General features: G+C 67.8%; 12 protein-coding genes. 4 read left to right on the top strand and 8 right to left on the bottom strand.

Going from position 1 to position 11,983, the window contains the following annotated elements; translation table 11 throughout:
• Window positions 1-23: 23 nt before the first annotated feature.
• The 8 genes from HNQ70_RS04385 to HNQ70_RS04350 form a co-directional block, all read right to left on the bottom strand.
• The gene (locus tag HNQ70_RS04385) at window positions 24-599 is read right to left on the bottom strand and encodes a BREX protein BrxB domain-containing protein (RefSeq protein WP_183964655.1); all 576 of its coding nucleotides are present in this window, start codon (window positions 597-599) and stop codon (window positions 24-26) included.
• Window positions 580-1,368, bottom strand: a complete 789-nt coding sequence (locus HNQ70_RS04380; protein WP_183964653.1) for a BrxA family protein — start codon at window positions 1,366-1,368, stop codon at window positions 580-582. Before HNQ70_RS04380 ends, HNQ70_RS04385 begins: the two co-directional genes overlap by 20 nt.
• A complete protein-coding gene (locus HNQ70_RS04375; RefSeq protein WP_183964652.1) occupies window positions 1,365-1,871 on the bottom strand; it encodes a BrxE family protein in 507 nt (168 codons plus the stop codon). The genes HNQ70_RS04380 and HNQ70_RS04375 overlap by 4 nt, the downstream gene beginning before the upstream one ends.
• Before the next feature lie 187 nt (window positions 1,872-2,058).
• The gene (locus tag HNQ70_RS04370; RefSeq protein ID WP_183964650.1) at window positions 2,059-2,733 is read right to left on the bottom strand and encodes a hypothetical protein; all 675 of its coding nucleotides are present in this window, start codon (window positions 2,731-2,733) and stop codon (window positions 2,059-2,061) included.
• Between the two features lie 267 nt (window positions 2,734-3,000).
• The gene (locus tag HNQ70_RS04365; protein ID WP_221302641.1) at window positions 3,001-3,492 is read right to left on the bottom strand and encodes a hypothetical protein; all 492 of its coding nucleotides are present in this window, start codon (window positions 3,490-3,492) and stop codon (window positions 3,001-3,003) included.
• An 88-nt stretch (window positions 3,493-3,580) separates the two neighbouring features.
• Window positions 3,581-7,003, bottom strand: coding sequence for a carboxyl transferase domain-containing protein (locus HNQ70_RS04360; protein ID WP_183964649.1), 3,423 nt, complete (start codon window positions 7,001-7,003; stop codon window positions 3,581-3,583).
• A gap of 39 nt (window positions 7,004-7,042) precedes the next feature.
• Window positions 7,043-8,215, bottom strand: a complete 1,173-nt coding sequence (coaE, locus tag HNQ70_RS04355) for a dephospho-CoA kinase (protein WP_183964648.1) — start codon at window positions 8,213-8,215, stop codon at window positions 7,043-7,045.
• Window positions 8,216-8,339: 124 nt separating this feature from the next.
• A complete protein-coding gene (locus tag HNQ70_RS04350) occupies window positions 8,340-8,876 on the bottom strand; it encodes an NUDIX hydrolase (RefSeq protein ID WP_246434702.1) in 537 nt (178 codons plus the stop codon).
• Window positions 8,877-9,348: 472 nt separating this feature from the next.
• Between HNQ70_RS04350 and HNQ70_RS04345 the strand changes: the two genes are divergently transcribed.
• The 4 genes from HNQ70_RS04345 to HNQ70_RS04330 all read left to right on the top strand — a co-directional run bounded on the left by HNQ70_RS04345 (window position 9,349) and on the right by HNQ70_RS04330 (window position 11,923).
• Window positions 9,349-9,639, top strand: a complete 291-nt coding sequence (locus HNQ70_RS04345; RefSeq protein WP_183964646.1) for a putative quinol monooxygenase — start codon at window positions 9,349-9,351, stop codon at window positions 9,637-9,639.
• A gap of 48 nt (window positions 9,640-9,687) precedes the next feature.
• Window positions 9,688-11,091, top strand: coding sequence for a DUF6880 family protein (locus HNQ70_RS04340; protein ID WP_183964645.1), 1,404 nt, complete (start codon window positions 9,688-9,690; stop codon window positions 11,089-11,091).
• 176 nt (window positions 11,092-11,267) lie between these two features.
• The gene (locus HNQ70_RS04335) at window positions 11,268-11,573 is read left to right on the top strand and encodes a ribbon-helix-helix domain-containing protein (RefSeq protein WP_183964644.1); all 306 of its coding nucleotides are present in this window, start codon (window positions 11,268-11,270) and stop codon (window positions 11,571-11,573) included.
• Entirely contained in the window at window positions 11,552-11,923 is a 372-nt protein-coding gene (locus tag HNQ70_RS04330; protein WP_246434700.1) for a type II toxin-antitoxin system PemK/MazF family toxin, read from the top strand. The genes HNQ70_RS04335 and HNQ70_RS04330 overlap by 22 nt, the downstream gene beginning before the upstream one ends.
• Window positions 11,924-11,983: the final 60 nt, after the last annotated feature.

The raw sequence follows: 11,983 nt of genomic DNA, 5'->3' as shown, positions 1-11,983 counted from the left end.
GTGTCCCTGCGTTCTTAGTCTGTTCAGCCGCCGACGTGCACAGAGCGGTAGTTGCCGTCTTCCGGGTAGAAGCCGAGGAACTTCAGTCGCGTCTTGCCGGTTCGCACGCCGGGGTAGAGGAAGATCGTCGGCACATGAAACTTGCCCTGGAGCTGGCTTTCGATGGCACCGATGCGCAAGAAGGGATGCAGCGCCTCCAGGTCGGTGACGAGCAGCAGCGCGTTCTGCTGGCCTTCGAGCGGCTGCAGCGCGGCTTCCAGCCGCTTCAGCAACGCGTTGTCGGCGGTCAGGATGTCCGCCAGGGCCTTGTTGGTGCGTGACCAATCCAGGGGCGCAGCCTTGTCCTCCATCACGCAGAGGGACCAGAACGGGTCTTCCTTGAGCAGTGTCCAGACGTGCTCGGCGATGGAGAAGGTGTGGACATCCCAGCCTTCTTGGTGCAGCTTGGCCACCCAGGCAGGCGTTTGCCGCTTGACCTCGAGAATTTGCTCAGGCGGGAACACCAGGTAGTAGATCGGCTCGAAACTCGCATGACCGAGCTCGCGCCCGTGCCGAATGCGCTCGCGCAGTTCGTCGAAATCAGCCTTGAGCGAGGACATCGCAGAGCGCCTCCATGTCGGGTTGTTTCCAGCTGATGCGGATCACATCGCCAGCGGCCTGGACGATGAGCAGCCCCTTCAGCGAGAGTCGTTTGATTTCCTCCAGCACGTCCTCGCGCGCCAGGCCGAAGAGCTGCCAGTCCTCGTGGGTGAGCAAGGCGTTGTCGCCGACGCCCGCGAGGTGCAGTTCGTAGGCAAGGTACGCAGCCACCGTGGGGGAAATGCGAAAGGGGAGGATGCGGCGGCTGGACCGCAACCCGCGTTCGAGCATTCCGTAGTCGGCGCAGCAGCCGGTCAAGTAGGCGGAGACACGTCGCACGGTTGTCTCGGACCAGCGCTTGACCGTTTTGCCGTCGTCGATGCCGCGCTCGACAAAGGCACGTGCATCGTCGTTGGTGACGTGCGTGTAGCCGCCGGCGTAGCGCGCCCAGTAGACCTGGCGCACGAAGTCGCCGAGGATGGGGTTGGCCCGGCTCGTGAACATGAGCAATAGCTGGGTTAGATCAGCCGTCGAGATCGCCGCCGCCAGGCGTTTGAGATGCCTGGCTGGCGTGCCGCCTGCCACCAGGTAGCGCGGAGCGAAGCATTCGACGACGATGTTGCGCAGCCGACGCGCCGTGACGTTCGGGAACCGGCCCGACTCCAACGCGACCTGGTGCAGCTGATTCGCCGACATTCCGGGCGCCCACAGGTCCAGGAGCGTCTTGGTCTCGTCGACGAGTCCAAGTCCTGCCTGAAGCTGTGTCGTGTACGGATTGCTGTCGATCACGATCCACCTACCAGATACGGGTAGACCTTGACGTCCCTCTCGAACGCCGACAGGTAGGCCGCGGCGATCACTCTCGGCGTGTCATCGGCATGCAGATCCTTGATGCTCCCGACCGCCGTCGGGCCTTCGCCGTGAACTGTATTTGCCGCAGCGAGGCGCTTCAGGGCCTCCATCGCGGATTCCTTGGTTTGTGAGAGCTGGCTGGCCAGTGCTTCCGACACCTCTCCTTGCATCATCGCGTGCAAGTCCTGTTCGGCTTCTTCCGGCAAACGAAACAGGTGGTAGGTACCGACGTTCAGATGCTCATCATGCAAACGCCTGGCGGCCTCGAGGACGCCGTGGTACTGAGCGAGACGTGCGGTCTTCGCGAACACTGGCTCCAGAAACAGTCGGGAGGACGGCTCGTAGAACGCTGTGGGCCACCAGGCGTACTGGGCGCGCTCGCCAAGGAAACCGACGAGCAGACGGAGTTCGAGTAGGGTCGTGATATTCGATGGGGTCATAGGGCCAAGCGGCGATCCGGTTCGTTTCGACACTCTCCCCCTTAGAGGGGAGCAACGAACGCAAGGATAACGGCGTCAAGGCGCAGTGAATGAGCCCTGAGAGGCTGGCGGCGTTTCAGACCCGTCGAATGACGGTAGCTCCGGACGGGCCCCTGAAGAGCGCTAGTTAGGCCTACGCGCCTCGCCTCTATGGCACCTCAAATATTGCCTGCCAGTTTGAAGGTGAGCCAGTTCTGAACGGTTGCTCCTTGTCCTCGTCTCCGTCCCAGGCGCCCATGAAGTCTTCAGACTGTCCTGGATGAAGGAATAGAGCCAGATGAAAAGGGCGCGGCATCTTGCGTTTGACGTACCCGAGACGGCGATAGTCTTCGTCGTCAGCGAAGGAGAAACCTTCTATCTCGGTGGCTGCAATCTGGTGGATGTGCTCATCCAGTACTACGAAGTTGGCGGGAGTAGCGTTCTTGGTAACGGAGGACTCCAGCAGTTCAGAGCTCAGCTGCGCGAGTTCCGCCAGTAACGTCAAGAGTTCAACTAGGTCGTAGCCTTCGCCAAGGATGCGGGTACCACTTGCGGGCGCCCTGTATGCGATCAGCTCACGCTGCGCTCTGAGCTGAAGTGTGACTCGCTTCAGGCTTGCTGCGTGATCCTTGCTAACCTTGGCCATCCAATCGAAGGCCACATTGGCTGCCTTCGTGTGAGAGATGGTCATCAGTTCACCGTCCTGCCAATCTTCGGTAGGAACGAGGTAGACCACTCCGCGAAGCATCGAGAGAGCGGCGTAGTACTCAAAGTATGGATTCGCGGCACGCATGCCGGAGCCGCGTGCGAACTCCAGGCTACTTAATAGAACGGTGGCGTTCAAGATCATCTTCGTCGCGAGGTACGTGCGACAGGCCCACTCCGAGTTTCTCTCCGCGCTCCACGACTGAGTGAGTTTGGCGTACTGGGACGCCATTCGATTGGACGCGGAGAGAAGGTGGCTCTCCGTGCAAGTCGAGAACAGCTTGCGGTATGGGTATGCCCACGTTCTCCCGGCGTAATGCAAGAGGACTCCTCGTAGGCCTAACTAACTAGTTAACTGGCGCCCACGTTGAGCGCTCAGTTAGACCACTATTGACTCTCGCTTTTTTCACGTTGCAATGTTCAGAGGATTTAGGAGTGGCTTTGCGCCAAATATTTTTCCGCTGCGGCACTCAGCTTCGAGGGCATATGCCCCTTGCGACGTTGGTGTAGTGGCGAACTGAAAGCTCAAGCGCTCCCGAATATACTTTCTCGTCAGTTGGTCAAGTGTCAGCTCGCCAGAGGCAAATGCGGCAAGTTGGCTACTCTCAAGCTTGGGTATGACTAAGCGATTTGCAACATAAACGCAGAATTGATCGCCGCTTAAGCGACCCGACGCGTGTGAATGAAGTCTCGTCACTAAGCCATGCTTTGTCTTTGTGGCTGCGATGGATGGGTCAAATCCTCTCCCCGACATGCCGCAATAAACAAGATTATTATCTTCCCAAATGGCGTAAACACCTGCCGCGACGGGGGGAACTAGGTCTGGCTTCCAGCGTGAAAAGTTAAATAACGGAGAAAATCGCTTCATCTTGATTCTGTGGCTTAACTTGTACTTCACTGGTGCAGTCTAGTCGCTAACTCGGCGGATCGGACCTAACCGCCGACGCAAGGCGCGCCGAATGCGGCGGGTGGCGCGCCTTCACCCCCTACGGCCTAAACCACCCCCCCGCCCCCGCCAACCTCCCCGGCTCCCCCGCCACCCGATAAGCCCCCTCCACCCACTCACTCACCAGCCCCCGCGTCTCCCGCGGATCGACCATCTCCTCGATCTGGAACCGGTTCAGCGGGCCGATCGGCCCCCGGGCCGACTCGATCCGCGCATTGATCTCCGCCCGCAGCGCCGCCGGGTCCGCGGCCTCGGCCAGCTGCCGCTTGTAGGCGGCCTCGATGCCGCCTTCGGGGGGGATGCCGCCCACGTCAGCGGCGGGCCAGGCCACGCGAATCGAGGCGTTCTCGCGCGGGGTGGCGTAGTTGTTGCCGGCCACGCCGAAGCTGCGGCGCATCAGCACGGTGAAGATCGGCACGTCGGTCTGCGCGAACGCGATCATCCAGGTGCCGCCGCGGCGGATGGTGCTGGCCATCTCGTGCTCGATGCCTACGGCGAAGCCGGGGTTGTCCACCAGGTTGAGCACCGGCAGGTGGAAGAGCCGGCACAGGTCCAGGTGGCGGATGAGCTTCTCGCAGCCGGCGGCGGTCAGTGCCCCGCCGTTCTCGTGGCGGCTGTCGGAGGCGATCACGCCCATCGGGTGGCCGTTGAAGCGCACCAGGCCGGTCACCTGGTCGGTGCCCCACAGCGAGCCGATCTCGAAGAACGAGCCCTTGTCGGCCATCAGGCGGATGGCGCGGCGCACGTCGAAGGTGGTGGTGCGCTTGCGCGGGATCAGGGTGAGCAGTTCCTCCTCGCGGCGGTCGGCGGGGTCGGCGGGGTCGGGCGGCAGCACCGGGGGCGCCTGGTGCACGCTGGGCGGCAGGTAAGAGAGGAAGCGGCGGGCCATCGCCATCGCTTCCTCCTCTGAATCGGCCACGTTGTCCACGGCGCCGTTGCGGCCGTGGATGTGCCAGCCGCCCAGCTCCTCCTTGGTCACTTCGTAGCCCATCGCGTGGCTGACCACCGGCGGGCCGGCCACGAAGAGCTGGGCCACGTCGCGCACCATCACCGAGAAGTGGCCGAGCACGGCCTTGGCGGCGCCCAGGCCCACCACGCTGCCCATCAGCAGGTTGACCACGGGCACGGTGGCCAGCTGCTCTGCGTACAGCGAGCTGCCCAGGTGGCCGGGCAGGAAGGAGCCGCCGCTGCCGGTGACGCGCGGCTGGCCGGCCTTGATGGCGCCGCTGCTCTCCTTGGCGCTGCTGGCCTCGCCCTGCTGCTTGGGCACCATGGCGGCCACGCTGCCGCCGCCGGAGGACCCGTCGAGCAGGCGGATGGAGGGCACGCGCAGCTCGATGGACAGGCGGTCCAGGTGGCGGCTTTTCTCGCCGATGGCGCCGTCGGAGTGGCCGCCGCGCGAGGTGAAGTCGTCGGCGCAGACGATCACCTTGCGGCCCTCCACGCGGCCCCAGCCGCCGACGTGGTTGGCGGGGGTGAACGCGACGATGTTGCCGTCCTCGTCGTAGCTGGTGAAGCCGGCCACGCTGCCCACTTCGCGGAAAGATCCGGGGTCCAGCAGGTGGTCGATGCGCTCGCGGCAGGTGAGCTTGCCGCGGCTGCGCTGGCGCACCACGCCCGGGTCCTGCGAGCCGGGGGCCAGGCGCGCCTTGGCGAGCGCGCGCAGCTGGTCCACCTGCGAGAGGGTGGGCAGCCAGCCGGCGTCGGCGGGTTTGGGTGCGGCGGCGCCGGCGTCTCCAGCGGCGCCGCGCTCGATCACCGCCACCACCTGGCCGGCGGTGACGCTGTCGCCCACCGCGAGCGCCTGCAGCTCGGTGACGGTGCCCGCGCAGGGGGCGGTCACCGCGGTCTCCATCTTCATCGCGGAGATCACCAGCAGCGTGTCGCCGGCGGCCACCTTGGCGCCGGCGGCCACGCGCAGCTCGATCACCGAGCCGGCCATCGGGCACTCCACGCCTTCGTGGCCCTCGGGCACGGCCAGCGACGGCCGGCCGAAGGCGTCGGCGAGACCGGCCTTGGGCGCGGTGCGGCCCAGCGACGCGAGCTGCTGGTCCAGGAACTTGAGCTTGTCGGCCGCGGCGGCCGGCGTCGCGGCGGCGGCCGTCAGCGCGGGACGCTCGTCCAGCAGCGAGGTGCGGGCGTCGCCCCGGGCGAAGTCCGCGTCGCCGAGGATTGCGCGCAGCGACGCGAGGTTGGTGGGCACGCCCGCCACGTGGAACTCGTCGAGCGCGCGCAGCGTGCGCTCCACCGCGGATTCGAAGCTGCGCGCCGAGCCGGACTGCACGATCACCTTGGCCAGCAGCGGGTCGAACTGCGGCGGCGGCGCCAGGCCCAGGTAGCCGCAGGCGTCCACGCGCACGCCGGGGCCGGTGGGCTCGCGGTAGGCGGTGAGCGTGCCCACGCCCTGCGCCACCACGCGCGCCTGCACCGCGAAGCCGCGCGGCGCGCCCACTGCGTCCTGGCTGCCCAGGCCGAGCGCCGCGAGGGTGCTGCCGGCGGCCACGCGGAACTGCGCCTCCACCAGGTCCGTGCCGGTGACCTGCTCGGTGACCGTGTGCTCCACCTGGATACGCGGGTTGCACTCGATGAACCAGTGCGCGCCCGCCTCGGGGCTCACCAGGAACTCCACGGTGCCGGCGTTCTCGTAGGCCGCGGCCTTGGCGAGCTTCACCGCGTCGGCCAGGATGCGCGCGCGCAGCGCGTCGTCCAGGTTCGGCGCCGGCGCCACCTCCACCACCTTCTGGTTGCGCAGCTGCACCGAGCAGTCGCGCTCGTGCAGGTGCACCACGGCGCCGCTGCTGTCGCCCAGCACCTGCACCTCGATGTGCCGCGGGCGCTCGACGAGCTTTTCCAGGAACACCTCGCCGTTGCCGAAGGCGGCCAGCGCCTCGCCCTGGCAGCGCGCGAAGGCCTCGTCCATCTCCGCGGCCGCGCCCACGCGCCGCATGCCGCGCCCGCCGCCGCCGGCTGCGGCCTTGAGCATCACCGGGTAGCCCACGGTGGTCGCCAGCTTTGCCGCCTCACGTGCATCTGCCAGCGGGGCCTTGGCGCCCGGCACCACCGGGATGCCCAGCTTCTCCGCAAACTTGCGTGCCTTCACCTTGTGGCCGAAGAGCTCCAGCGCGTCGGCGCTCGGCCCGACGAAGGCGATGCCTTCCTCGCGGCAACGCTGCGCGAAGGTGGCGTTCTCGGAGAGGAAGCCGTAGCCGGGATGCACGCACTCGCAGCCCTCGGCGCGCGCGACAGCGATCATCGCCTCGATGTCCAGGTAGGCGCGCACCGGGTCGGCCGCCTTGTGGTCCCAGCCGGGGATCTGCACCGCGCGGGTGGCGAAGCGCGTGTGCAGCGACAGCGAATCGATGGGCGCGTAGACCGCCACGGACTCGATCCCGAGCGAGGCTGCCGCGCGGGCGATGCGGATGGCGATCTCGCCGCGATTGGCGATCAGGACGCGTTGGAACATGGGGTGGGTCTCCTCGTAGTTGTTATGCGGGTGCAGCGATCACTGCGGCTGTGCGCCCTGCACGCTCTGCGCGATCCTGCGGGCCTCGTCCTCGGAGAGGCGCTCCTCGCCGCGGGCGAGCCCGCGGGCGATGGCCTCGTAGAACCTTGCGTTGAGCAGGTTCGCCGTGCCGCTGTCGCGAGTGGCGATCAGCTTCGCGGGCACGCCGGCGATCACCGAGTTCTCGGGGAAGGTCTGGTTCTGCATCACGATGGCGTGGCCGGCGACGATGGAGTTCGAGCCGATCTTCGCGCCGTCCATGATCGTGGCGTTGATGCCGATCAGGCAGCGGTCGCCGATCTCGCAGCCGTGCAGGGTCACGCGGTGCGTGATCGAGCAGTCCTCGCCGACGATGGTCGGCGTGTCGTTGCCGACGTGCACCATCACGAAGTCCTGCAGGTTGGTGCGCGCGCCGATGCTGATGTGGTGCATCTCGCTGCGCATCACCACGTAGGGCCAGATCGACGCGCCGGGCCCCACCCGCACCCGGCCGTGCAGCTGCGCGGTGGGGTGCAGCAGCGCGAGGCCATCGAGCTCCACCTCGGGGCCCACGTGAGGCATGCGCAGCTCGGGCGTGGAGCGCACCCGCTCCCAGTGCCGGCGCAGCCGGGCGAGCATCTGCTCGGGCGTGCCGTTGTTGTCGACCACCACGTCGGCGCGCGCGATGCGCTCGGCGTTCGAGAGCTGCGCGTCGAGCCGGCGCTCGATGCCGGCGCGCTCGGCCGCGTCGCGCGCCATCGCCCGCGCGATCGCCACTTCGCGATCGACGATGCACACCCACACCTCGTCGCCCAGGTCCTGCCAGCCGGCCTCGAAGAGGATCGCCGCCTCGAGCACGATCAGCGGCGCCGAGCGCTGCGCGCGCACGCGGGCGATCTCCTCGGCCGCCAGCGTGCGGATCGCGGGCCAGACGATGTCGGTGAGCTTCTTCAGTTCATCGGGCTTGCCGAAGACCTTGGCGCCGAGCACCTTGCGGTCGATGCGGCCGTCGGCGGCGACGACCTCGTTGCCGAAGGCCTCGGCCACCTTCGCGTGCGCCGGCGAGCCGGGCTCGTAGCTGCGGTGGCCGAGCAGGTCGGCGTCGATCACGTGGGCGCCCTGCTCCATCAGGAAGCGGGCGGCGGTGGACTTGCCGGAGGCAATGCCTCCGGTGAGGCAGATCACCCTGGTCATCTGGGCTCCGTGGCTGGATTGGCGCGTCGAAGCCTACCGTGGGCCGCCGTGGGGCGCGAATTGGCGATGCAGGAAATGGCCGTTGGCTCGGCCTCGGCTGTTCGCGCGCGGGCGATCGGCCGGATCAGGGCCCGAGGCGTCCCGCGCAGGCGCTTGCGGCGCCGAGGGCGAGGATCGCCTCGAGAAGCTTCGCGTCGTTGCTGTTCGTCAGGAAGTCGGCGAGGCGTTCGCGGGGAACCAGGTGCACCGCCTGGCTCTCCCAGCCCATGTCGGCGGGGTGGCCGCCTACGCGGCGCGCCAGGTAGTAGCGCGTGTAGCTCTGCGAGCGGCGCAGGTCGGCCAGGTGGGCGGTGAGCCGCACCTGCAGGCCGGATTCCTCGAAGACCTCCTTCAGCGCCGTGGCCTGGAGGCTGGCGCCCTTGTCCACCGTGCCCTTCGGGAAGGTGTTCACGTAGCCCGCGAAGCCGTTGGACGGCGAGACCAGCCAGAAGCGGCCGTCCGGCTCCATGACCACCGCGCCAGCGGCGGCCTTGAACCCTGGCGGACGGTCGAAGGACGGTTCGCACACCGGGGACGCCGCGGCGAGCGTATCCCAGCCTTGATGCGTGCGGGGCGCTTCGGTCCAGCGCTCGACGGCCAGGCCGTTGAGGACGGGCGGCATCGGCCCGCCGGGGACGACCGTTGCATGTTCGTGCGACGAAGACCATCTGTGCAGCGGCGTCGGTGTGCTCGGCGAGCTGAGCCGGAGCGGCTTGCCGTGTTCGTCCGGCCTGGGGTGGAAGTGGGTCAAGGGGGCCTCGGGGTGGTGGTGGCTGGCCGCGTTGGCTGTGTGTGCCCTCGCTTCGAGGCCGCGGGGCACGGTTGCAGTATTGTGCTGCCGGCTAGGCTCACTGGATGAGCTCGATCGATCCGTGCCGGAGCGAACCGACGGTGACTTGCGTACCGAGGCGATTTCCATCGGTTCCGGCGTTTGCCTGCCGCAGCGCTTGCCCGTCGCGGGCCATGCACGCAACGCACGCATCGGAACGCCCCGCCCCCCGACCGCCGCGGCCCCTTCATCCCCGGTGCTAGCATCGATGCGCGCCGGCCACCCGGGCCGGCTCGGCTTTCAACCAACGACGAGGAGATCGGCGATGACGCTGGGCGTGGTGGCGAAGATCAAGGTGAAGGACGGCCAGCAGGCCGCCTTCGAGGCGGTGGCCAGCAAGCTGGCCAAGGCGGTGCAGGCCAACGAGCCGGGCTGCCTGCTCTACACGCTGAACAAGACCGACGACCCGGTCACCTACGTGTTCATGGAGCGCTACAAGGACGAGGACGCAGTGAAGGCGCACCGGGGCTCCGACCACTTCCGCTCGCTGGGCAAGGAGATGGGCGCGTTCATGGATGGTCCGCCGGAGATCTTGAGGCTCAACGAGCTGGCTTAAGCGCCTGCGGGGGCTGCGGGGGCGAGGTGATGCGCATGGACTCGACCGATGCCCGATCCCACCCCCGCCACTGAAGACCTCGCGACCTTCCTGCGCCGGCAGGATGCGGACGCGCTCGTGGGCCTTCTTCTGGAGCTCGCCGAGAGCCATGAGCCGGTGCGAGAACGGCTGGCCCGGCTGCAGCTGTCCGAGCAGCCCGACGCGCTCGCGGCGGAGTTCCGCAGGACGCTGACCAGCTGGCGGCGCTCGCGGCGCTTTCACGGCTACCGCGAGTCGCGCGAGCGCGGTCACATGTTCGAGGGCTGGCTCGACGAGGTCGCCCGCGAGCTCCTGCCGCGCGACCCGCGTGCGGCGCTCGCGCTCTTCGAAGCCTTCATCGAAGCCGACACCTCCTGGTTCGATCATTCCGACGATTCCGACGGCGCGATCGGCCAGGCGGTGCGGGCTGCCTGCCGTTACTGGCTGACGGCCGCCGCCCATTGCGACCCGCCGCCCGGCGGCTGGGCGCGCCGGCTGATCCGGCTTCGGGAGGCCGACCAGTACGGCGCCCGGGATGAACTCCTCGGGTCCGCCGACCTGCTGTTCGACGAGCCTGCGCTGCGTTCGCTGGTGGCGCACTACGACGCACAGATGTCCAAGGTGCTCGCCTCGGCGGCTCCGGGCGCCAGTCTCCCCATCGAGGTATACGGGGTCTCGGCCGCGCTGACCCTGCTGTCCGAAGCCCTGCGGGATCCGGATGTCCGGGTGCGGGCCGTGCTGCGCTACAGCCCCGAGCCGAACCCGCTGCAGCGGGAATCCTTCGCACAGGCCTACCTTGAGGCGGATCGGCCGGCTGACGCGCTGCCCTGGCTGCAGGGAGCCTGGGGGCATCAGGAGGACCGGCGGCTGAGCCTGATGGTCGAGGCGCTCGACCGCCTCGGCCGGCGAGACGAAAGCGCCCGGATCTGCCGGCAGCTCTTCGAGCGGACCCTGGCGGCTTTCCACTTCCGCCAGTGGCTCGAGCGGCTGCCGGAGTCCGAGCGGGCGGCCGCGCGCGCGGATGCGCGTCAAAGGGCGCTGGATCACGCGGACCCGGCGGTGGCGGCGGCGCTGCTGCTGGAGCTGGGCGATGCCGACTCAGCGGAGGCAAGGCTGATCGCGGCTCATGAGCGCTTCGAGGGCGCGAGCTACGCGGGCCTCACCCCGCTGGTGGAGGCGCTGCGTGCCCAGGGATGCCTGCGCGGCGAGACGGTCGTGCTGCGCGCGCTGCTGGTGGACATCCTGGACCGTGCGCAGACCCGCGCCTATGGGCACGCAGCCCGGTACTGGTCACGCCTTGGCGAGATCGCCTCGGCCGGCGCGGACCTCTCGCCGCTGCCCGCGCATGCGGAATTCGAGGCCGGGATTCGGTCGCGTCATGGACGCAAGGTGTCGTTCTGGGGGCGGGTGCAGGGGACGCGCGACGCAACCTGACGCAGGGAGAGTGCGGCCGGAAGGGCGAACGCCAAGCGGCGCCCCTGGCAGACTCCACCAACGCCATCCGACCGAGGCCGCATCACCGACTTCCGAACACGTCGGCAAACTGAGAAAGTTCCAGGCACGCCCACCCGCGGAGGTATGATCATACGATTCCTCATACTGATCAGCTCATGGCGACCACCGAGCGCGTCACCATCACGTTGCCGAAGGACCTGGTCCGCGACATCGACAAGCTCGAACGCAACCGAAGCCGGTTCATCGCGCAGGCCGTGGAGCACGAACTGCTGCGCCGCCGACGCGAGCAGCTCCTTCTCTCCGTGCAACATCCGCACCCCGATGTGGCAGGACTTGCCGATGCCGGCCTCGGGGAATGGGCTGCAGGCCTTCCGGAGGAGGAGGGGCTTCTCCTCGATCCCGACGAAGGCAAGCCGGTGCGGTGGATCGAGGGTAAGGGATGGGTCGAGGGGTCGGCGTGAGGTTCGAACGAGGCACCGTCGTCCAAGTGGAACTCGATCCGACCGTCGGTCACGAGCAGCGGGGCATCCGCCCCTGCATCGTGGTGAGCGATCCGGTGGTGAACGCCGGCCAGCGTTTCCCGCTGATCGCCGTGGTGCCGGTCACCGGCACACCGGGCCGGGGCGCGCTATATCCCTCGCTGTCCCCTGGGCGCAGCGGATTGACGAAGCCGTCGTGCGCACTCATCGATCACCTGAGATCGATCGACAAGCGGCGCATTCGTCGGGTCTACGGGCGTGTCCAGGCCGCTGAGATCGTCAGTATCGACCAGGGCCTGAGACTGTTCCTCGGACTGGAGCCGGCGCCCTAGATTGCGCGCACCTGCTCAGGCCGTGGTGCCATCCTGACCAGTTCGCGGAAGCGAAAGGAC

Source organism: Quisquiliibacterium transsilvanicum (assembly GCF_014202215.1).
Lineage (GTDB): Bacteria > Pseudomonadota > Gammaproteobacteria > Burkholderiales > Burkholderiaceae_E > Quisquiliibacterium > Quisquiliibacterium transsilvanicum.
This window is presented reverse-complemented; position numbering and strand designations above follow the sequence as displayed.